The organism is Solwaraspora sp. WMMD937 (assembly GCF_029581175.1).
In the GTDB taxonomy this organism is placed as follows: domain Bacteria; phylum Actinomycetota; class Actinomycetes; order Mycobacteriales; family Micromonosporaceae; genus Micromonospora_E.
Map to the genome: position 1 here is coordinate 60,322 of NZ_CP120738.1, position 22,226 is coordinate 82,547.

The following is a 22,226-nucleotide window of genomic DNA, read 5'->3' on the forward strand; positions in this document are numbered from 1 at the left end:
AATGGCGTACGGCTTGTGGACCGCGCCGCTGCCGATGGTGTTCGCCGCGACCGTCGTCGGGGCACTGGCCGTCTCACCCGGCACCCTCGGCACCGTCCTGGCAGCCTCGGCTGTCTGCTGTGCGGCGTTCGTGCTCTGGCCGTGGGCGGTACTCCCAGTCGCCATCATCGGCGGCACGATTGCCGGCGTGACCATCGGTGGCGGCGACGTCGCCACGATCGTCGCGATGCACGCGGCCGTACTCGGCGCCGGGGGGATCGCACTGGCGATCCGGGTGCTGATCGGGATGGAGAAGCTTCGGCGTACCACTGCGGACCTGCCGATGCTGGGTCTCACGCTGTTGGTCCTGCTGGCGGCGGTGTACGGCCTCTCGCTCGGCAACCCACCCCGGGACGTCCTGGTCGGTGCCTACCAGATCGCGGTCATTCCGGTCTACTTCTGGATCGCGGCCCAGACACTGGGCGACCTGAGACGGCTGCGCGCAGCAGCCGTTCTCTACCTGGTGCCGACCGTGGCACTCACACTGACAGCGCTGGCCACTGCAACCCAGACAGGTGGCTTGATCGCGCTACTCGCCGTACCACCGCTGATCGTCCTGGCCGGGCTCGCCGAAGGTTGGAGCCGGGCCGGCTTCGCCTTACTCGCCGGGTTACTCCTCGCGGATGTCGCCGTGTCGATGTACCGGGCGCTGTGGTTGGCCGCGGCAGTCGCTCTCACGGTGATGCTGGTCTGGGGCGGACGGACCTTACGTCGTGGCATGGCGGCGACGGTCGCCGTCGCCGTCGCCGGTGTCGCGTTCCTGGCCCTGGTGTCGAATCTTGCCGACCACGTCGACGTGGTGGCCCTTGAACTGCAGGAGTCGTCGGGCTACCGGGGCCCCGAGTCCGCTGTCGGGATGAACGTCTTCGCGGAGCGCCCACTCACCGGCGGCGGGCTGGGGCAGTCGGTGCGGGACATCTATCTACCAGACTTCACCCGGGATGATGTCGGCCCGGTCTACCACGCCTTCTACGTGACCGTTCTGGCTAACATCGGCATCCTCGGCCTGATCGTCGTGCTATGGCCGCTTTACCGCACGATACGGAACGGATTTCTGTACGGTAACGGCATGGCGTTCGGGTTCGCCGCGCTCACCTGCGGATTCCTTGTCGGAGCCGCATTCGCCGGACCCACGGCGGGCCACTGGGAACTCGGCCTGCTGCCAGCTCTGACCATGATCACGGGTTCCGCCAATTCACCCCAGCCGACCGTACCCGAGGAGGTGAGGACATGACCAAGTCGAACGCGACCGCGGTTATCGTGACGCACAACTCGCAAGATCATATCCGCGCCACTCTGACGGAACTGGCGAGGAGCCGACTACCGGTCATCGTGGTGGACAATTCCTCCAGCGACCACACAGTAGCGATCGTACGATCAGAGTTTCCCGAGGTGACGCTGCAGACAAACATCGTCAACGTCGGGTTCGCGGCTGCTGTCAATCAGGCGGTCACGGCCGTCCGGACCGATGTCGTACTGCTGGTGAACCCGGACTGCGTATGCCCTTCCGCTACGGTAGACGCCCTCCTCAGCGCCTTGCGTGACCATCCTCATGCCGGGATCGTAGGGCCACGCATACGCCGCCCGGACGGGCAGATTGCCATCAGTGCGCACCCGTTCGAATCGTTGACCACGGTCGTCGCGTCCCGGTTCGGCGGCAGTCTGCTACCGGTACAACTACGCCGGTTGGTGTCCGGACGAACCCGCCGGGCGACGTACGACGCGTGCCGGGAGGCGGGCGGCCCGGTCTCCGTCGACTGGATTTCCGGCGCATGCATGGCCGTGCGCGTCCATCTGCTGCGACGAATCGGCGGCCTCGACGAGGGCTACTTCCTCTACTACGAGGACGAAGAGCTCTGCCTTCAGGCATGGCGCAACGATGTCGCAGTCCTGTACCTGCCCGCCGCGGAGGCGATGCATGTGGGCGGTGGCAGCAGCAGCGCCGACCCTGCCCGCACCTGGCCGCACCTGTACCGGAGCATGCTGCGCTTCTTCGCGCTTCACCGACCCACGACGCTCGCGGCCCTCCGTGCCGTGGTGCTGCTGCGCGCGATGCTCGGTATAGGTATCGCCGGGATGCGGTTGCCCATCCAACCTCGCACCGGAGCGGCCCGCGTTCGAGCATGGTCAGAAATTTCACGGATCGCGTTGTCCAGCCGGCCGGAGAAATCGTGGAGGAAAAAGTGCACGTGATGGTCACCGTCGTCGGCGCACGGACGGAACACTGGATCGAATTGTTCGCCGCCCTGGCGAACCGCCCTGATGTCACGGTCACGGTTGTCGCGGCCGATGTTTCCGAGCTGACCCGGACCGAGCTCGACCTCGTGTCCAGCAGATCCCCCAGGTTCCGTTACCACGTCGTCCCCCATCTGTTGGGGGAAGGCCGGACCGGGCACATGGCATCGGTCCTCTTCCGGACTGACGTCAGTCGATTTATGGAGCACCGTCCGGACGTGGTTCACATTATCGGTGAGGCCGCCTACCTGTCGACCTGGCAGGTGATCCGTACCTGCCGGCGACGCTGGCCGGGCGTACCGGTCTCGCTCTACGCCGCGCAAAACATCGTCATCGGATTTCCGGCGCCCTTTCCCACCATTGAACGGTACTCCTACCGTCAGGTCGATCACATGTTTCCGATCACCCCGGCGGCGCTCTACGTCCTTCGGGTTAAGGGATACGCCGGCAACGCTTCGGTCGTGCCCCTGGGCGTCGACCCGAATCTCTTCCGGCCAGGACCGACCGGAGACGCAGGCCGTCGCTTCACGGTCGGATTCGTCGGTCGGCTCGAACACCACAAGGGTATCGCCGATCTGCTGCGCGCGGCCGAGTCGGTCGACTGTGACGTGGCATTCATCGGCGAAGGTGCCCTCCGACCCCTGGTCGAGCAGGCGATCGAGCGCCGCCCAGGGCGGATCGTGCTGCATTCCTGGGCAGATCACCATGACCTGCCAGGCCACCTCAATCGGATGGATGCCCTGGCGCTGCCCTCCATCGAGGTCGTGCAGCGCAACGTCCTGCCGTGGGTGGGCATTCCGCTACGCGAACAGTTCGGCCGGGTACTTGTCGAGGCGATGGCCTGTGGCACGCCGGTGGTCGGCAGCGACGTCGGCGAGATACCACACGTGATCGGCGATGCCGGCCTGACCTTCACCGCTGGCGACTGGGTCAGTCTTGCCAACTGTCTCTCCCGACTCCGGGACGATCCGGAGCTCGCAGCCAGGCTGTCCGCCAACGGACTTGCCCGAGTCCACCGGTTGTTCAGCTGGGAGAGCATCGCTGACGCGATGTGCGATGCGTGGAACGGGCTTCGCGACGCCGGGGACCGGCGCTCGGCGACGGGTCTGCCCCGACATCGCAGGGAGCCGCACCGTGCGCCGCGCGCCACCGCAACACAGCAGTTGGAGGCGAAACCATGACCCGGTGGTCCCGTGGCCGATCGACAGTCGGTGCCGTCGCCCGGCTCGCCGGGCTTCCGGTCTTCGGACTGTGCCTCGGGCTGCTCGCCGCGCAGTTGGTCACCCAGTGGACCCCGCCCACCTATCAGGCGTCGACTTCGCTGCTGATCAGTGCGAAGGCCGACGGGGAAGTCGCCGGCCAGGAGACGGCGTCGATCACCCTCGCGCAGAGTCTGGCGCCGACGATCGCCCGGATGGCCGAGACACGCGAGGTCGCGACCAGGGCCGCCGACAGTTTGCGGTTGCCGGCGGACGAGGTCGTCGGGCAGGTGACCGGACAGTTCGAGCCCGGCATGCAGATCGTCACCGTGGCGGCGGCTGCCCGCTCGGCCGACCAGGCGGCCGCGATCGCAAACGAAGCCGCAGACGCGGTGATCGGGCGGCTCGCTGACTTCGCGCTCGCGGAGCAGGTGCAGGTTGATGCGCGGGTACTGGACCGAGCCACTGCGCCGGCCCGGCCAGTCCTACCGAAACCCACGCTGAACAGCGCGCTCGGTGCGATAGCCGGCCTACTCGTCGGCCTCGCCCTGGCGACCGCCCGCAACCGGTTCGACAACCGGCTACGCGATGTTCAGGCGGTGGATGCCCAGCTGGGTCTACCGGTGCTGGCAGTCTTCCCGCAGCTGCCGCGACGCTTCGTGCCGCGACATGTCCGGATGCTGCGACACGGTGCGGCGACCGTGGCGGCGGACGCCCTGGTCGCAGGCCTCAACGTCTTCGTCGATTCGCTGCCTGGCCGGCGGATCTTGGTCACCAGCGCCCGGCACGACGACGGGAAGGCCATGGTGGCCGCCCTGCTGGCCCTTCGGATCGCCGGCGGCCGCGACAACGTGACTCTCGTCGAAGCTCAGAGCGCCGGTCAAGGTGACCCGCAGCCGGTTGCCGACCGCATCGTGCTGAACTTCATGGAACGCACCTTCGGCCGGCCGGCGATCGCCTCTGTCCCGACCGTCGTCGGTGCGGACCTGGTGGGCCAGTGGCCGACCGACGGGCAGCTCGACGAGACCATCGGCCGCAAGGACGACGACCTGGTGCTGCACGCGCCGCCAATCCTGACCGGAACCACGGCGGCCACGCTCGCCAGAAAGGTCGACGCCGTCGTGCTGGTGGTCCGGCGAGGTGACACCGACATGGCCGACGCCAAGCAGGCCGCGATGCTGATGCGGCACCTCGGTGTGCCGTTCGTCGGTGTCGTCGTCGTCGACGGCGCGACCATGCTGTCCCACCGGTTGTCCGGTCGCCCCGACCGATTCGCGGCCTCGGGCTCGGACGGCGGTCGACACCGACGGACGGATCCACCGTCTGGCCCCGAGACTCCGGCCGCTGCAGCCACGCCGACGGCGACCGCTCCCCGATCGGCACAGTCCGCAGCACTGACCGGCTCTTCACGATCAGCGATTCGCACCGAATAGCGGCCATTCGATGCCGGTCAGTAGTAACCTATTTCAGCAGATGATGGATACCGGCGTCCGTCCGGCCAATCTCGATTGATGAAACCACTTCTCAGAAGGAGTTCAGATGAGCGTCATTCCGGCCATAGACCCGGAACCCACCGTCACCGCCGCCGGCGACCCACGGGCCATGTACCTGGACCTCATGAAGCGCACCCTGACAAGGTACACCTTCGGTGAATCATGGATTCGGTACCACCCGCGCCGCAATTCACTGCGCAGCACCCTGCTCCGCCAGGGCCAGCGGCTGCTCAACCGGCGGGACATGGACATCATGGTGCGATTCCCATTCAATGCGGACGAACGCGCGAACGGCCGCGACTGGCCCCCAGAAGCCGAGACGATGATTGGCCTACGGCGACTCGACAACCTTGAGAAATGTGTGACTGAGGTGATCGGTGACCAGGTTCCTGGGGACCTGATCGAGACCGGAGTGTGGCGCGGCGGTGCCTGCATCTTCATGCGCGCGCTACTCAAGGCGTACGGGGAGACCGATCGGGTGGTCTGGGTGGCCGACTCATTCCGAGGGCTGCCCCGACCGGACCCCGAGCGGCTCGAGGACGTAGAGGACGCCCTCTGGAAAGAGCCGTTCCTCGCCGTGCCGCTGGATCGGGTCCAGGCAAATTTCCGCCGGTACGGCCTGCTTGACGACCAGGTCCGGTTCCTGCCGGGTTGGTTCGAGGAGACCTTGCCGACAGCCGCGATCGACCGGGTCGCGGTCATGCGACTCGACGGGGATCTGTACGACTCGACGATGGTGGCGCTCGACTCGCTGTATCCAAAGCTCTCCGACGGCGGCTACGTCATCATCGACGACTATCACGCCGTACGTGGCTGCCGTCAGGCGGTCGACGACTTCAGGCGCGCTCACGGCATCAACGACGAGCTCCACCAGGTCGACTGGACCTGCCGGTACTGGCGCAAGTCGCCCTAGCAGCTCACCTGCCGAGTACTCCGACGTCGGTCCCAGCAGGAAGGTCACTGGTCCAGGCGTCTACTACCGGCGGTAGGCTTGACCGGTGACGCGACTGGGTGACCTCGAACGCGCGGTGATGGACGTGCTGTGGGACCGCGACCCGGCGGCCGATCCGGTCACCGTCCGCGACGTCGCCGAAGCTCTGCAGGACCGCGACCTGGCGTACACGACGGTGATGACGGTGCTGGACCGGCTGGCCGGCAAGGGCATGGTCAGCCGGGAGCGGGCCGGCCGGGCCTGGCGCTACCAGCCGGCAGCCAGCCGTGAGGCGTACATCGCCCAGTTGATGCTCGACGCGTTGGACCTGGCCGGCAGCCGAGACGCGGCCCTGGTCCGGTTCGCCAGGTCGGTCACCGGCACCGAAGCCGAAGTGCTCCGGGCCGCGCTCACCGACCAGGCGCAGGTGGCGGACCGGCGGGGTTGACGCTGCCATGGCACACGGCGCGCACTTCGCCGCGGTGATCCTCGCCTGCTACCTCACCGCGCAGGCGTTGACCCGCTCGGTCTGGTTCGGCCCCGGCTGGACCTGGCGCAGCCCCCGGGTGGCGATCCTCTGCTGGCAGGCGCTCGGCTTGGCGGTCGGACTGGCCGCGATCGGCGTTCCGCTGGCGGTCGGGCTCGCCCCGTACGGCACCGGGCCGGGCCGCGCCGCCGGACTGTTCGTCGGTGATCTGGCCGCCGGAGTGACCAGCCTGGCCGCCGGACACGGCTGGCCCACGGGCGTGCTCCCGGCCGGGCTGGGGCCGGTCCGGCTGACGCTGGTCGGCGTCGCCGCCGCGATCGCCGCTGTCCTGCTCGGATCCACCGTACGCAGCCTGCTCGCCGCCGTACGGGCCCAGCGTCGCCACCGCGACCTGCTCGCTCTGGTCGGTCGCGCCGATCCGGCCGCACCGGGCGCGCTGGTGCTCGACCACCCCGGCGCGGCCGCCTACTGCCTGCCCGGGGTCCGGCCGACGGTGGTCGTCAGTGCCGGCACGCTCGACCTGCTCGGCCCCGGCGAGCTCGCCGCCGTACTCAGCCACGAGCGGGCGCACGCCGACGAACGGCACGACCTGGTGCTGCTGCCGTTCACCGCGCTGTGCCGGGCCCTACCCCGGGTGCGTTGGCTGCGGGCGGCGCACGACGCGGTCGCTCTGCTGGTCGAGATGCGCGCCGACGACAAGGCCCGGCGTCAGCACGCCGACGAGCCGCTCGCCGCCGCGCTGCGCCGGTTCGCCAGCGCCGGCAGCCGGATCACCCCGGCCGGTGCCCTCGGCGCCGCCGACCTGGAGCTCGACGCCCGGGTGCAGCGACTGCTGCTCGACCGTCCGGCACCTCGGCTGCGGCCGGCGGCCGCGAGTGTGGTCGCCGCCGCGCTGCTCCTGCTACCCGCGTCGCTGTACCTCAGCTGGTGAGCACCACCGGCACCGGCACCGCCACCGCACCGGCCGACCGGGCCGGTCGCCGCCGACCGTTCGATCCCCGCCTGGTGCGCCAGGTGCCGGCGGTGCGGGTACGGCTCGCGCTGCTCGGCGTACTCGGCGTGGTCGCCGCCGGCCTGATCATCGCCCAGGCCACCACGCTGGCCCTGGTGCTGGCCGCGGCCGCCGGTGGCGAGCTGGACCGGGCCGCGCTCGGCGGTTTCGTCCTGGCGGTCACCGGCCGCGCCGCGCTGCTCTGGGCGCAGGGTTACCTCGCCGCCGACGCCGCAGCCGTGGTCAAGGCGCAGTTGCGGGCGGACCTGCTGGCCGCGATCCAGCGACGTGGCCCCGCCTGGTTGTCCGGTCAGCGCGCCGGCCAGCTCGCCACCCTGACCGGTCGGGGCGTCGACGCGCTCGACGGCTACTTCACCGGCTACCTGCCGCAGCTGGTGCTGAGCGTGACCGTACCGGTGGCGGTGCTCGCCCGGCTGGCGTTCGCCGACTGGAGTTCCGCGCTGATCGTCGCGGTCACCCTGCCGCTGATACCGGTCTTCGGCGCGCTGCTCGGCTGGCACGCGCAGGCTGCGACCGAACGGCAGTGGCGGCGGTTGGCCCAGCTCGGCGGCCACTTCCTGGACATGGTGGCGGGGTTGGCGACACTGCGGGCCTTCGGGCGGCAGCGGGCGCAGGCCGAGGTGGTACGCCGGATGGCCGACCGGCACCGGGTCGCCACCATGGGTACGCTGCGCATCGCCTTCCTCTCCGGGCTGGTCCTCGAACTGGTCGCCACCCTGGCGGTGGCGCTGGTCGCGGTACCGATCGGGCTGCGGCTGCTCACCGGCGGGATGGCGCTGTCCACCGCGTTGCTGGTGCTGCTGCTCACCCCGGAGGCGTACCTGCCGCTGCGCACGGCGGGCAGCCGGTTCCACGCCAGCATGGAGGGTCTGACCGTGCTGGACGAAGCGCTCACCCTGATCGGCGAGGACGATCCGGCGCACGACGCCAGCGGCGGAGAGCCGGTCCGCGACGCCAGCGGCGGAGAGCCGGCGGGCCGCGCGACACCGGCGGTCGTCGGGTCGCCGCCAGCGGAGATCAGATTCGAGTCGGTCACCGTGGTCCACCCCCGGACCACGGCGCTGCGGGACGTCGACCTGACGATCGGGGCCGGGGAACGGATCGCCGTGATCGGTCCCAGCGGGGCCGGCAAGAGCACCCTGCTGCACCTGCTGCTCGGCTTTGTCGCGCCGACCGCCGGCCGGATCACCGTCGACGGGGTCGACCTCGCCGAACTCGACATCGTGCAGTGGCGGCGACGGCTCGCCTGGGTGCCGCAACACGCACACCTGTTCGCCGCCTCACTCGCCGACAACATCGCACTGGGCGCGCCGGACGCCGACCCGGCCGAGCTGTCGGCCGCGGTACGCGCCGCCGCGCTCACCGATGTGGTGGCGGCGCTGCCCGACGGGCTCGACACCCGGCTCGGCGAACGCGGCCACGGCCTGTCCAGCGGGCAGCGCCAACGTGTCGCGCTGGCCCGTGCCTTCCTCCGGGACGCGCCGGTGGTCCTGCTCGACGAGCCGACCGCCCGGCTGGACGGCGTCTCGGAGGCGGCGGTCCTGGCCGGTTCACGGCAACTGGTCACCGGCCGGACCGCATTGATCGTGGCGCACCGGCCGGCGCTGCTCGACGGTGTCGACCGAGTCGTCCGGCTCGACGCCGGCCGAATCACCGGACGCGACCTCGCGGCGGCCACCCCGTGACCGGCGCCCGACCGGAGCGGACCGTACTGTCGCTGGCCCGGCCGTACCTCGGCCGACTGGTCGGTGCCGGTCTGCTGGCCGCAGCAACCGAGGCGGCGGCGCTCGCGTTGCTGGCCACCGCCGTATGGTTGCTGATCACCGCCGCCGGTCGGCCGCCGCTGGACGCGGTCACCGTGGCGATCGTCTGCGTACGGGCGTTGGCGATCGGCCGCGGCGTGCTGCGCTACACGGAACGGTTGGCCGGCCACGACGCCACGTTGCGGGTGGTCACCGACGTACGGTTCCGGATCTTCACCGCGCTGGCCGCGCGACGGCCGACCACCGAGGACCGGTCCGGTGACGCCCTCAGCCGGTTGGTCTCCGACGTCGAGGCCGTGCAGGACCTGCTGCTGCGGGTGCTGGTGCCCGGTGCCGCCGCGGCCACCGTCGCGGTGCTCGCGGTCGCGGGTGCCGCGACGGTCAGCCCGGCGGCGGCGCTCGCGCTGGCGGCCGGGCTGGCGGTCGCCGGTGCCGGTCTGCCGGCGGTCGCGGCGCTGCTCACCCGGCGTACCGCCGACCGGGTGGCGCCGTTGCGCGGCGAACTCGCGGCGGACAGCGCCGATCTGATCCACGGGGCGGCCGACCTGGCGGCGTTCGGCGGCACCGCCGCCGCCCTGCGCAAGAGCACCCGTCGGGCCCGGGAACTCGCCCGGCTGGAGCGGCGGCTGGCGGCGACCGGCTGGGCGGTCGACGGTGTCGGCGTGCTCGTCGCCGGGCTGACCGTGGCGGCGGTGACGGTGACCGCGCTGCGCGCCGGCGTCGGCGGGGTACTGATCGGCGTTCTCGCGGTCGGCGCCCTGGCCGCCGTCGAGATGAGTCTGGCGCTGGTCGCCGCCGCCCGGCAGTGGGCGCAGCTACGCGGCGGGCTGCGCCGAGTCGCCGACCTGCTGACCGAATCGGCCCGGGCCGGGACAGGACGGGCCGCAGCCGACCCGGTCGGTGCCGCGACGGCCGACGACCGACGGCGGCCGACGATGGTGCTCGACGGCGTCACGGTCCGGTACCGGGCCGGCACCTCACCAGCGTTGGACCGGGTCGATCTGTGGCTGCCGCCCGGACGGCGGATCGCCGTGGTCGGGCCGAGCGGTGCCGGCAAGAGCACCCTGCTCGGCGTACTCACCGGGGCGGTGCCGCCGGACGGCGGCCGGGTGACGGTCGACGAGGTGGACCTGACCGACGTGCCGGCCGGCGCGCGGCACCGGTTGGTCGGCGGGCTGCTCGCCGAGGCGTACGTGTTCAACGCCACAGTCCGGGACAACCTGCTGCTGGCCCGGCCCACGGCGACGGACGACGACCTCGCCGCCGCCGCGGCCGCCGCCGGCCTGTTCGACTGGGTACGCGAGCAGCCGGACGGCTGGCAGACCCTGGTCGGGGCGGCCGGCAGCCGGATCTCCGGTGGGCAGCGGCAGCGACTCGCCCTCGCCCGGGCGCTGCTGGCCGGCCCATCGGTGCTGGTCCTCGACGAACCCACCGAAGGGCTAGACCCGGCGGCGGCGGACACAGTGCTGGCGTCGGCGCTGGCCGCCGCCGATGACCGCACCGTGGTGCTGGTGACCCACCGGCTGACCGGGCTCGAAGCGATGGATGAGATCCTGGTGTTGGACGCTGGCCGGGTCGTCCAACGGGGCGACCACGCCGAGCTGACCGGACGGCCCGGCTGGTACCAGGAACAGTGGATCATGCAGCGGGCCGCCGAACAGGGTTACCTGACGGCAGCCAACTGAGGCGGGACGGGGTGCGGGCATGCCACACGGCGGGCAGCCCACTAGGGTGTGCGCAGAGTCACCCACCCGACAGTCCGGGTCTGGGCGCCGTCACCGGAGAACACACGGAGGTCAGCGTGGCCAAGTTGCCGAACCAGCCCGATGCCGACCGGCGCACGGCCGGAGCCGACGGTCCTGACGACGAGGCGGACGTCGCGACGGCCGATGCCGACGCGACCGCCGACCCCGACGACGCGGCGCTCACCGCCGACCGATCGCTCTGGCAGGACGTACGGATCGACCCGGTCGAGATCGCGTTGCCGGCTGGCGTCGGCTACACACTGCGCGCCTACCGGTCGTCCGCCGCGTTGACCCCAACCGACATTTCCGAGCGCGACGAGGACGATCTGTTCGCCGCTCGGCAGCGGGCGGTCGCCGAGGAGGACGAGGACGACGAGTCCGTGGTCATCCTGGACGAAGAGTTCGCCGCGGCGCTCGCGGAGGAGGAGAACGAGCAACAGGACGGGTCGACCAGCAAGGCCGGCAAGGGTGACAAGGCCGGCAAGGGTGGCGCAGCCGGTGGGAGCGACGACGCCGACGCCGACGCAGATGTCGACGACACCGAGTCGGCCGACAGCGGTGAAGAGGTGCCGATCTTTCTCAGCCACCGGGGCAAGCTGCTGCTGTTCCGCGACCCCGAGGCGCTGGTCAGCTTCGTCCGGTCCGGCGCGTCGCACGACCTCGCGCAGCTGGACAGCTGGCCGGATCTGGTCGACCGGCTGCAGCCGGCGGACGTGGCGGCACTCCCGGAGGACACCTACGAACTCGACCTCGTGGTGGAGAACCTGCGGGGCGGTCACGACGCCTGGGACGCGGCGCTGCTGATCCAGTCCGGCGAGGTCGCGAGGGACCTCGCGTACGCTCTGCGGATGCCCTCGGTGCTGGACATGCTCTCTACCGGATCCAGGCTGGACGATCTTGACGAGGCGCTAAGGTCGACGGTTGACGGCGGCATCGGCGGTTTCATGGCGCGCCGCAAGTTGAAGAAAATCGGGGCACAAACGGCAAGTCTCGGCTGGCGCACGATTATCGGCAAGATCTCTGCCGCTGCGGACTGGCGCGACTGACCCCTCACCAGGGACCATCAGTCCTTGGCATGACGGGTGTCCGGGAGGAGGACGGCGCGGTGGCGCTCGTGCGGGTGTACTGCGGTCTGGCATCGGCGGACCGGGCTGCCCGGTCGGCTTCGACCGGTCCGGCCCTGTCCGCCGCGATAGTCGACGACGCCGGCCGGCTGCTCGACGTCTGCGAGATCGGCGACGACCCGGCCGGCTACGCCCGGCTGAGCTGCATGCTCATCGACCGGTCGGGCGGTGCGAGCGGAGCTGCCATCGCCGCTGACAGCGACGACCACGTCGTTACCTCGCTGCTGACCGCCGCCGGTCGCCCACTCGCGGTGGCCGACGACGACGCTGCGGACGACTACGCCGAACGGTTCGCCGACGACGAGTCGCTGGACGAGATGTCCTCCGCGCCGGCCCAGCGGCGCGCCGTCGGGCTGGCCCGGGCGCTCCAGGCTGGGGCGATGTCCGCGGTGGCCCTGCCCGTGTCCCGCGACCTCGTCGCGTACAAGCCGGTGCTGGCCGCGCACGCCGCGTTGGCCAACGGGCGGCAGGCCGCCGCCGTGGCACTGCGCGAGGTGCTCCGGGAGCTGTACCCAGCGGCACTGCGGGCCTATCCCGACCCCGCCGAGCCGGTCGCGCTCGCGGTGCTCGACGCCCTGCCGGAGCCGGGCATGCTCAGCGGCACCAGCTCACGCAACCGGGAGCTCACCGTCGCCGCTGACGCGGTCGCCGCCCACCTCGCCTCCGACGGGGTGGCCGACGCACAGACCATCGACGCGGCGGTGACCGCCCTACGGGTGGCGATCGTCGAGTCGCCCCGCCGCAGCACCGTCAACAAGGCGCTCACCTCCGCCACCGCCGAGACGGTGCGGCACGCCGTCGCCGCCGTCCGGGCCTGCGACGCCGCCGCCGACGCTCTGGTCGCCACTCTGACCGCCCGGGTCGTCACCCCGACACCGATCGGCGGGCCGCACGCCGCGCGTCGGGCCGCCGACCCGACCACCGGTCCGCCGCCACCCGGGCTGCACGCGGTACCACCGGCCCCGGACGCCGGCCCGAGCCGTACCCCCGCTGGCGGCCGGCGGGCCCGTCCACAGCCGGTCGGCGGCAGCGTTCCCGCCTCCCCCCAGCCGATGACCACACCGCCGGTGGCACCGGCCCCGGTGGCACCGCCGCCGAACGCGCCGACACCGCTCACCCCGCTCGCCCCGGTGGCCAGGCGTTCCGCCGACCCGGACAGCGACCGACCAGTGTCCGCCCCTCCTCCGCCACCGCCCGGGATGACCCCGATGCCGGCGCAACGTCCTGGTATCGCGCCGGCGGACGCCGGCGAGCCGTTCCGCGCCACGCTCACCACCGCTGCCATCAACGACGCGCGGGCACAACGCCGGCCGACCCCGATCACCCCTCGGCCCAACACCCGGGCAGGTGCCGGTCCGGCCGGTCCGGCCCCAGCCGCCGCGCCACGGTCGGCGCCGCCGGCTGGTACGGCGCCGGTTTCCGGGGCACCGATGTCGGGGGCACCGATCTCCGGGGCACCGGCCTCGGCAGCGCCGACCAGTGGTTCACCGCTTGCCGAGCCGCCGACCGGAGGTTTCTCCGCGACCGATTACAGCCTGCCTGTTCCCGCCCCGCGGCCCGGTCCACCGACGTCGTCACCACCCGGTTCCCGGTCCAACTGGCCGCTGGTGCCGCCGGGTCCCGACGGCGGCGACGAATCCGCTCCGGGCTACCCGGGAGGGCACGAGGAGCACCGGCCGGCCGCTTCCAACGGGCACAGCGGCCGGGTCAAGCCACCGTGGCTGGCCGACGACCTGCCGCCGGAGCCACCGATGCTGCGTCTGGTCGAGCCGCCGGTCGCCGACCAGGTCCGTCACGACGACTTCCGCCCTGACGGCTACGGACGGCCCGAGGAGTACAGCCGGCCCGACGCGCCGGTGGAGACGCCGCCGCTGCGCCTCGTGGACGCTACCCAGCCACCCCCCCCTGAGTACGGTCGCGGCCGTCGGGCCGCCGTGGAGCCGCTGAGCGCCCCGCCCGTACCCGATGAAGGCGACGGCGACCTGCTGATCTTCGCGGCGGCCCGGTCGGCCTGGTTCGTCCGGCAACCGGAGGCCGACGGTGCGGAGTTCGCGACGCAGGCGGACAACGGCTGGCGGGCCGCCGAGTTGGCCGCGCAACCGTCCATCGGTGCCGCGACCAACGCCGGGCTACCGAAGCGGGTGCCGCAGGCCAACCTGGTTCCGGGCTCACCGCTGCGCGACGAACGCCCGCTGCGGATCGTCCGGGACGCGGCGAGCATCGCAGAGCACACCAACGGCTACTTCCGGGGCTGGCGTCGAGGGCAGGAAATCGGCGGGTACGCCGTCGGCGGGCGGCCCGGCCGGGAGGCCGCCGGCGGGTGGGACTTCAGCCGGGACCAGAGCGGGCAGGGCGACGGCCGCGAGTACGAGTACCGGCCGGCCGGTCACCACTCCTGACCGGGGTCACCACCCGGCGTTGACGGGGTGCCAGCGTGCTCGGGCTCGGCGCTGGTGTGCCCGGGCCCTGGTGCGGTGCCGGCGTGCTCCGTCCGCCCGTCGCGGCACGTCCGTCGTGCCGCAGGCACCAACTGCCGCCCATGCCCACCCGGCCATGTCGACGGACACCACAAGTGGGCCGGTCGCAAACGACGCCTACCGGCGGCACCTGGGTCAGGTGCCGCCGGTCAAGGTCGGAGATCGGGAGAGTCTGTGCCGGGTGAACTGGCGGTCAGGCCGGTGCCACCGCACGCTGACGCCGCATGGTCAGCACGTACTCGACCAGGGAGATCAGCACGTGCTTCGTCGACTCACGGTTCCGCGCGTCACACGCGACGACCGGGACATCGCTGGAGATGGCCAGCGCGTCCCGCACGTCCTGCGGATCGTGGTACTGCATGCCGTCGAAGCAGTTGATCGCCACCAGGTAGGGCAGCCGCCGATGCTCGAAGAAGTCGATCGCCGCGAAGCAGTCGGCCAGTCGACGGGTGTCGACCAGCACCACCGCCCCGATCGCTCCCCGCACCAGTTCGTCCCACATGAACCAGAATCGAGTCTGGCCCGGCGTACCGAACAGATAGAGGATCAGATCTCGGTCGATCGAGATACGTCCGAAGTCCATGGCGACCGTGGTGGTCGTCTTTCCCGGCACCTGTCGCGTGTCGTCCACGCCGACACCGGCCGAGGTCATGATCGCCTCGGTGGTCAACGGCGTGATCTCCGAGACCGAGCCGACCAGCGTCGTCTTGCCGACGCCAAACCCACCGGCGATCACAATCTTCGCCGATGTCACGCGCCCGGCCATGGGGCGGTGCGCCATGTCAGAGCCTGCGAAGTCCACTCAGCACCCTCTCCAGCAGTTCCGTGCCCACCGCGTCGTTCGTGTCGTCCAGGGATGTCGGCTCGTACACCGCGACCAGGCCGTCGGAGGCCATGTCCGCGATGATGACCCGGGCTACTCCGAGTGGGAGCTGCATCCGCGCCGCGATCTCCGCGAGCGACTGCAGCCGGCCGTCACACAGCGCGGCAATGTATTGGTGCTCCCGGCCCGAGCCGCCTTTCACAGCGCCTGAGGACCGGCCGCGCACCGTCGTTTCCACGAGCGCCTCGAGGGCGATTTCCAGCTTCGGCCGGGTACGACCACGGGTAACGGCGTACGGCCTGACCAGAGCACCGGTCGGTTCATCGCGCTCGGTCATCTGCCGTCACCCCCTCTCGTCCTGCCCGCAGCTCCACCTGTCGGAGCTCGTAGCGTCCAGTTCTTCTCTGCAGACCGGTGCCGGTCGTCGGCGCCGGCACCGGTCTCGTCAGCGTGGTCAGCCCAGCATTCCAGCGGCCGTGCGGGGCGCTGGCGTCAGCGCCTCGCCAACCCGGTCCACCAGCAGGGCCATCTCGTACCCCACCTGGCCGACGTCGGAGCTTCGGGCGGCCAGTACCGCGAACGACGAACCGTCCGATATCGACATGAGGAAGAGGAAGCCGTTGTCCATCTCAACCACTGTCTGCAGCACCGCACCACCCTCGAAACACCGCGCCGCGCCCTGGGTGAGGCTGACCAGTCCGGAGGCGATGGCCGCGAGCTGGTCCGCACGGTCCCGGGGAAGATCCCGGGACGCCGCCAGGAGCAGACCGTCCGCTGAGACCGCAATCGCGTGAGCGACCCCCGGCACGCGATCGGCGAAGTTGGCCAGCAGCCAACCGAGATCCTGCGTAGTTGTCATCCCTCATGCTCCTTGCCAGCCTGCGAGGATTGCTGCCCTCCCGGGGTCGCCCCCGGGTTGGTCGAGTGGTCGTCCTTGGGCTGAGTACGGCCGCGTTGCACACCACGGTGGTACGCGGACAATAGCCCACGGACCGCTTCCGGTGTGCGACGCTGTACCGAACTTGACGCCTTGTCTACGCCACCTGGTACTAGCTGTGCCATCGGGACCCGCTTCGGCAGGCCCGCCTGGGTCTTTTCGGCTACTTCGACATCAGCCGCGGCGCTTGCCGCGCGCCAGCCGTCGTCTGCGGCAGTCTGCCAGCTGTCCGGCGGACCCTCGCCACCCCCACCACCGGCGGCAGCCGGCCGCGAGGTGGCGGCCACCGGCTCCGGCCGGCGCGGCAACGACGAACCGGGCCTGCCGGCCGTGGTCGTCCCGGCTTCCGACGCCGGAGCGGAAGGCCGGGAGGCGTCCACCTTGGCGATCGGCTGGGTGGTGGCGGTCGAGGCCGCACCACCGGACTGCTTGATCATCGCCCCCGCCGCCGCCCGCGCTTCGTCCGCAGTGGGGCGCCGGGTCCGGAACCAGGCCGACTCCAGCTCGCGGAAGATCGGCAGTTCCATTGTCTCGTCGGCGAACTGCTTGGGTGCCGCTGGCGGGGTGACCGTCGGGTGTTGGGCGGTCGCCGCGTTGTCCGGACCCGACCGGGACACCCTCGGCAGTTCGGCGGTCATGTCCAGCGCCGCAGCGAGCTTCTCCGGCACCGGCGGCGCCGGAGTGTCCCGCTGCTCTGCCGCGACCGGCGGCCAAGCCGGTGGTGCCGCGCTGGGCGGCGGCGCGGCCGAAGGTGCCGCAGCGGCCGGCGGCGGTGTCGCCGACCGCTGCTGGTGCGGCGGTGGCTGCGGTGGGCGTTGGGGGCTGGCCGGCTGCTGGAACGCGGTGGGCTGCGGGGCCGCTGTCGGCGGCACCGGCGGAGCCGAGAACGGCCGCACCGGGGGCGCGGAGACCGGCGGGACGTACGGCTGCCCGCTGACCGGTTGGTGTCCGGTCGGCGCGCCGTGGGTCTCCGGCGGGGTGGCGGCCTGACGCGGAATGCCGCTGGTAGGTGCTGTTCCGGTCACCTCGCCGTCGACTGTCCAGTGATCGTTGGATCGGCGCTGTGGCAGCGGACCGGTGCGCTGCTGACCATTGGCCGCCGGGGCTCCCAGCACGTCGGAGCCGTTGGCACCGTTCGTGCCGTTGGTCGCTCCGGTCAGGTCCGACCAGGCTGGCATCGGGCGGGCCGGGGCGGCCGGCGGGGTCGCCGGGCCACCACCGTTGATCGGTGCCGGTTCGAACGGTCGTGGCGGGGGGCCGGCCGGTGCCGGTGGCTCGGCCGGTCGGCCGCCGAAGCCACCGCCCGACGGCCCGTTGGCGCCCTCCAACGCAAGGGGTGCGGCGAACGACGGCCGGGCGACGGCGGGCTTCTCCTGGCCGCCACCGGAGCCGAACGCGGCCGGGGCGGCGTTGCGGCCGGCGAGGGCCCGCGGAATCAGCACCGAGGTCGGCAGGGTGACGTCGGCGACCGTGCCCCGGTCGGCGGCCGGGCGCAGCTCGACCTTGACACCGTGCCGCTTGGCCAGCCGGGCGACCACGACGAGACCCATCATCCGGGACACTGCCACGTCGACCATCGGCGGGTTGGCCAACCGGTCGTTGAGCTCCCGCAGCTGGTCGGCGCTGACGCCGATACCGCGGTCCTCGACGTAGAGCACGGCACGGTCGCCGACCCGGCGGGCCTCGACCATCACCTGCGAGTCTGGCGGCGAGAAGGCCGTGGCGTTGTCGAACAGCTCGGCGACCAGGTGGACCAGGTCGTTGACAGCGTGCGCGGCGACCTCGATGTCCCGGTCGACCATCCCGAATTCGATCCGGGTGTAGTGCTCGACCTCGGACTGCGCGGCGCGCAGCACGTCGATCAGTGCCGCCGGCTCACGCTGCACGCGGGTGGAGTCCGCGCCGGCGAGAACCAGCAGGTTCTCGTCGTTGCGCCGCATCCGGGTGGCAAGGTGATCGAGCTGGAAGAGTTCGCCAAGCCGGTCAGGGTCCTCCTCGCCGCGCTCCAACCGGTCCAGGTGGCCGATCAGCCGGTCGACCAGGATCTGTGACCGGCGGGCGAGGTTGACGAACATCGTCGACACCGAGGAACGCAGTGCGGCCTGTTCGGCGGCGGTCTTGACCGCCTCCAGGTGAACCGCGTTGAACGCTTCGGTCACCTGACCGAACTCGTCCTTGCTGCGGACCGGCAGCGGCTCGGCGATCTGGTTGGCCAGTTGCATAGGCGAGCTCTGCGCGGTGACCTGCGGGTCCCGCAGTCGGGCAACAGCATGCGGGAGACCGTGCTGGGCCACAGCGAGCGCGCCCTGGCGCAGTTCACGTAGCGAGCGCGCCATCGCCCGGGCGACCAGAGCAGCGAAGAGGATCGCCAGCAGCAGCACGACGAGCAGCAGGATCGTCTCGATCAACAACTGCTGCTGTACGTCGTCGCGCAGGATGGTGGCCTCGTTGACCACGTCGCCGTCGATCTTCTGCTCGACGGTGCGGATCAGGTCCGCGTGTCCGGTCAGCGCCGCGTCCCAGGCGTCGGCGTCGAACGGCGTGTCACGCATCGACTCTTCGTTCTGGCCCCGGATGAAACCGCCGTAGGTGTCCGCTTCCCGCAGCGCCGGACCGGCCACCGTCTGGTTGTAGAACTCCAGGTCTTCCTGGACGGCGGCGGCCTCAAAGCTCTGCCGGGACTGGGCCTGGCCGGCCCGGGTACTGATGTAGTCGGTACGCAGTGACGGGGTCAACGCGTTCTGGCTGAACGCCCGCAGCACGACGATCCGCTCACGGGAGAGGAACTCCTTGTTGCGGGCCAGCGAAGCGGCGGCCCGCATGTGGTCGCTCAGCTCGGTGTCGTTGGCCAGCTGGGCGGCCGAGTCGCGGATGTCGAGCAGGTCGCTGAGCAGCACCTCGTAGGCGCGGGCGGCCTCGGTGAGACGGTAGGTGCCGTCCGCGGTGGCGCTGTTGACCACCTGGCTGCGTACCCCGGGCAGATCAGCGAGGTTCTGGTCGATCCGGGAGAGCAGGTTACGGAAGTTCACCGGCAGGTCGGTCAGTTCCGCGCGGCGCTGCGAGTACGGCGTCCGGGCCTCGTCGACGGTGCCGTGCAGGGCGTTGTACGCATCGAGGTAGCCCTGCCGGCGCTGCTCGTTGCCGGTACCGAGCAGGAGCACTGCGGCGGCCCGCTCGTTCTGCAGGTCGTGGACCAGGTCACCGGAGGCGGCGGCCAACGTGGCAAGTGTGCGTGCCTGAGACGCGTTCCCGGCGGTCTCCAGGTGCCCGATGAGGCCGTTGGTACCGACCACGATCGTCGCCAGGGTCGGCACGATCATGATCAGACCGAGCTTGGACCAGATCGGCAGATCGTTGAGCCGGCCAACCGGCCGGCGGAGACGCGACAGGAATGAATCTGCCGTCTTCGGCCGCTCGCTCACGTCACCGCCCTCCTCATCGGTGCCGGTTCGTTGCACCGGACACCGCCCATCGGCCGACCCGGGCGGATCGGACCCCCGAGATTCCATCACGACGCCACGCAAAGAGAAAGCCCAGGTGGCTCGTCACTGCGAGTGTGATGCGATGGTTATCCCAACATGTGACAAATAGCACTTGCCTGATTACGCAAAGTAAACACTTCGGTCCGTGTTGCCGGCTTCGAGGGCAACTGTGCTCTCGGAGCGCGACGAGCATCTTACGCCCACCACATCGAGCCGCCACCACCGATGGGACCCGCCGGACATGGCCCTCCGCGACCAGCCACCGACCGGGTGGTTGGCTACCGGTGGCCCGAACGGAGGACCACTGTCGGCGGCCGATGGGCCACCGGCGGGCCGGCTACCAGGTCAGCCGATCAGCTTGGCGTACGCAGGCTTGATGACGTCGTCGATGACCGCCAGCCGCTCGTCGAACGGGATGAACGCACTCTTCATCGCGTTCACCGTCAACCACCGCAACTCCGACCACCCCCACCCGAACGCCTCCACCAACAACCACATCTCCCGCGACATCGACGTCCCACTCATCAACCGGTTGTCCGTGTTCACCGTCACCCGGAACCGCAGATCACGCAACAACCCCACCGGATGCTCACCAATCGAACCCACCGCACCCGTCTGCACATTCGACGACGGACACAACTCCAACGGAATCCGCTTGTCCCGCACATACGACGCCAACCGCCCCAACCGCACCCCACCCCCACCCACCTCGATGTCATCCACAATCCGCACCCCATGCCCCAACCGATCCGCACCACACCACTGAATCGCCTGCCAGATCGACGGCAACCCGAACGCCTCACCCGCATGAATCGTGAAATGAAAATTCTCCCGCTGCAAAAACTCGAACGCGTCCAGATGCCGCGTCGGCGGAAAACCCGCCTCCGCACCCGCGATGTCGAACCCCACCACCCCCACATCCCGGTACCGCACCGCCAACTCCGCGATCTCCTGCGACCGCGCCGCATGCCGCATCGCCGTCAACAACGTCCCCACCCGGATCACCCGACCCGCCTCCGCCGCCTCCGCACACCCCGCCGCGAACCCCGCCAACACCGCCTCCACCACCTGACCCAACCCCAACCCCCGCGACAGATGCTGCTCCGGCGCGAACCGCACCTCCGCGTACACCACCCCGTCCGCCGCCAGATCCACCGCACACTCCGCCGCCACCCGGAACAACCCCGCCTCCGTCTGCATCACCGCCACCGTGTGCGCAAACGTCTCCAGATACCGCTCCAACGACCCCGAATCCGCCGCCGACACGAACCACCGACCCAACTCCGACGGATCCGTCACCGGCAACACATGACCCACCTCGTCCGCCAACTCCACCACCGTCGCCGGCCGCAACCCACCATCCAGATGGTCATGCAGCAGCACCTTCGGCGCCCGAACAATCTCCGCCAACGAAACAGCCACCATGGGTGGAGGGTAGTAGGTTCCGACGTCGCGCTCCGGCACGGGACACGGGTATTGCCGATGCCCGCGCGGGTGCCGGTCACCAGCCAGGCAGGATGTCTACGATGCTCACCGACGTACTGCCGTACCTGCGCTGCCCGGTCTGCCGAGCGCCGCTCGCCGCCCGCGACGGCGGCGTCCCCCGCGCGGGCGGCACCAACGGCAACGCCGACGGCGCCGTGCGGGCGCTGCGCTGCCCGGCTGGACACAGCTTCGACGTGGCCCGGCAGGGCTACGTGGACCTGGTGACCGGCCGGGCCCGGCACGCCGGCGACTCCGCCGAGATGGTCGCCGCCCGCGACGAGTTCCTTCGAGCCGGACATTTCGACGTGGTCGCCACGGGGCTGGTCGAGGCGGTGGGCAGCCCGGCCCTCGACGACCGAGCCCCCGACAACCGGGTCGCGGGCAGGCCGACTCCGGACGACCGGGCCGGGCCGATCGTGGTCGATGCCGGCGCCGGGACCGGGGCCTACCTCGCGGCGGTGCTCGACGCGCTGCCCGGCGCCGTCGGACTCGCCCTGGACCTGTCCAAGGCGGCGGTACGCCGGGCCGCCCGCGCCCATCCGTCGGCCGCCGCGGTCCGCTGCGACACCTGGCGACCGTTGCCCGTCGCCGACGCCTGCGCCGATCTGGTGCTGAACGTGTTCGCTCCGCGCAACGGCGGGGAGTTCGCCCGGATCCTGCGCCCGCGCGGCGCGCTGGTCGTGGTCACCCCGCTGCCCGACCATCTCGGCGAGGTGATCGGCCCCCTCGGGTTGCTCCGGGTGGACCCGGCGAAGGACGACCGTACCGGCGCGGCGCTACGGCACCATTTCGACCGGGTCGCGCTGCACGTCCTACGCCGCCGGCTGCGCCTGTCGCACCGCGACGTCACCGCGCTGGTACGGATGGGGCCGAGCGCCCGGCACACCGACCCGGCCGACCTGGCCTCGGCGATCGCCGCGCTGCCGGAACCGGTCACCGTCAGCGCCGCCGTCCAACTGGCGATCTACCGCTGCCAGCCGGGCAGCTGACCGAG

At 71.1% G+C, this 22,226-nt stretch carries 17 protein-coding genes; 12 read left to right on the top strand and 5 right to left on the bottom strand.

Translation table 11 applies throughout. The features are described 5' to 3' along the window. Position 1: 1 nt before the first annotated feature. The 11 genes from O7621_RS00285 to O7621_RS00335 all read left to right on the top strand — a co-directional run bounded on the left by O7621_RS00285 (position 2) and on the right by O7621_RS00335 (position 14,427). Positions 2 to 1,273 carry an O-antigen ligase family protein gene (locus O7621_RS00285; protein ID WP_282232206.1) on the top strand — a complete coding sequence of 424 codons (1,272 nt, stop codon included), beginning with the start codon at positions 2 to 4 and terminating at the stop codon, positions 1,271 to 1,273. Continuing rightward, complete coding sequence (locus tag O7621_RS00290; protein WP_282232207.1) at positions 1,270 to 2,232, top strand: glycosyltransferase family 2 protein; 963 nt, start codon at positions 1,270 to 1,272, stop codon at positions 2,230 to 2,232. Before O7621_RS00285 ends, O7621_RS00290 begins: the two co-directional genes overlap by 4 nt. Beyond that, positions 2,211 to 3,455 (top strand): glycosyltransferase family 4 protein, encoded by a 1,245-nt coding sequence (locus O7621_RS00295; RefSeq protein ID WP_282232208.1) that lies wholly within the window; start codon positions 2,211 to 2,213, stop codon positions 3,453 to 3,455. Before O7621_RS00290 ends, O7621_RS00295 begins: the two co-directional genes overlap by 22 nt. Beyond that, complete coding sequence (locus O7621_RS00300) at positions 3,452 to 4,906, top strand: hypothetical protein (protein WP_282232209.1); 1,455 nt, start codon at positions 3,452 to 3,454, stop codon at positions 4,904 to 4,906. The genes O7621_RS00295 and O7621_RS00300 overlap by 4 nt, the downstream gene beginning before the upstream one ends. 106 nt (positions 4,907 to 5,012) lie before the next feature. Beyond that, positions 5,013 to 5,879, top strand: coding sequence for a TylF/MycF family methyltransferase (locus O7621_RS00305; RefSeq protein WP_282232210.1), 867 nt, complete (start codon positions 5,013 to 5,015; stop codon positions 5,877 to 5,879). Positions 5,880 to 5,964: 85 nt separating this feature from the next. Next, complete coding sequence (locus O7621_RS00310; RefSeq protein WP_282232211.1) at positions 5,965 to 6,345, top strand: BlaI/MecI/CopY family transcriptional regulator; 381 nt, start codon at positions 5,965 to 5,967, stop codon at positions 6,343 to 6,345. A 7-nt stretch (positions 6,346 to 6,352) separates the two neighbouring features. Continuing rightward, entirely contained in the window at positions 6,353 to 7,315 is a 963-nt protein-coding gene (locus O7621_RS00315; RefSeq protein ID WP_278171344.1) for a M56 family metallopeptidase, read from the top strand. Further along, complete coding sequence (gene cydD / locus O7621_RS00320) at positions 7,312 to 9,081, top strand: thiol reductant ABC exporter subunit CydD (RefSeq protein ID WP_282232212.1); 1,770 nt, start codon at positions 7,312 to 7,314, stop codon at positions 9,079 to 9,081. The genes O7621_RS00315 and cydD overlap by 4 nt, the downstream gene beginning before the upstream one ends. Further along, positions 9,078 to 10,844: a thiol reductant ABC exporter subunit CydC gene (gene cydC / locus O7621_RS00325; RefSeq protein ID WP_282232213.1), complete on the top strand. Its 1,767-nt coding sequence runs from the start codon at positions 9,078 to 9,080 to the stop codon at positions 10,842 to 10,844. Before cydD ends, cydC begins: the two co-directional genes overlap by 4 nt. 80 nt (positions 10,845 to 10,924) lie before the next feature. Further along, positions 10,925 to 11,950: a DNA primase gene (locus O7621_RS00330; RefSeq protein WP_282234788.1), complete on the top strand. Its 1,026-nt coding sequence runs from the start codon at positions 10,925 to 10,927 to the stop codon at positions 11,948 to 11,950. A gap of 29 nt (positions 11,951 to 11,979) precedes the next feature. Next, positions 11,980 to 14,427 carry a transposase gene (locus tag O7621_RS00335; RefSeq protein ID WP_282232214.1) on the top strand — a complete coding sequence of 816 codons (2,448 nt, stop codon included), beginning with the start codon at positions 11,980 to 11,982 and terminating at the stop codon, positions 14,425 to 14,427. Positions 14,428 to 14,698: 271 nt separating this feature from the next. On the opposite strand, the gene O7621_RS00340 is transcribed toward O7621_RS00335, so the two are convergent. From O7621_RS00340 to O7621_RS00360, 5 genes are all read right to left on the bottom strand, one after another. Beyond that, positions 14,699 to 15,286: an ATP/GTP-binding protein gene (locus tag O7621_RS00340; RefSeq protein WP_282232215.1), complete on the bottom strand. Its 588-nt coding sequence runs from the start codon at positions 15,284 to 15,286 to the stop codon at positions 14,699 to 14,701. A 1-nt stretch (position 15,287) separates the two neighbouring features. Next, positions 15,288 to 15,665 carry a DUF742 domain-containing protein gene (locus tag O7621_RS00345; protein WP_123605492.1) on the bottom strand — a complete coding sequence of 126 codons (378 nt, stop codon included), beginning with the start codon at positions 15,663 to 15,665 and terminating at the stop codon, positions 15,288 to 15,290. 117 nt (positions 15,666 to 15,782) lie between these two features. After that, entirely contained in the window at positions 15,783 to 16,187 is a 405-nt protein-coding gene (locus tag O7621_RS00350) for a roadblock/LC7 domain-containing protein (RefSeq protein WP_278171351.1), read from the bottom strand. Beyond that, the gene (locus tag O7621_RS00355) at positions 16,184 to 19,687 is read right to left on the bottom strand and encodes a nitrate- and nitrite sensing domain-containing protein (RefSeq protein ID WP_282232216.1); all 3,504 of its coding nucleotides are present in this window, start codon (positions 19,685 to 19,687) and stop codon (positions 16,184 to 16,186) included. The genes O7621_RS00350 and O7621_RS00355 overlap by 4 nt, the downstream gene beginning before the upstream one ends. Before the next feature lie 405 nt (positions 19,688 to 20,092). Continuing rightward, complete coding sequence (locus O7621_RS00360) at positions 20,093 to 21,172, bottom strand: adenosine deaminase (protein ID WP_278171353.1); 1,080 nt, start codon at positions 21,170 to 21,172, stop codon at positions 20,093 to 20,095. A 101-nt stretch (positions 21,173 to 21,273) separates the two neighbouring features. Between O7621_RS00360 and O7621_RS00365 the strand changes: the two genes are divergently transcribed. Beyond that, positions 21,274 to 22,221, top strand: a complete 948-nt coding sequence (locus tag O7621_RS00365; RefSeq protein WP_282232217.1) for a putative RNA methyltransferase — start codon at positions 21,274 to 21,276, stop codon at positions 22,219 to 22,221. The last annotated feature ends 5 nt before the right edge of the window (positions 22,222 to 22,226 follow it).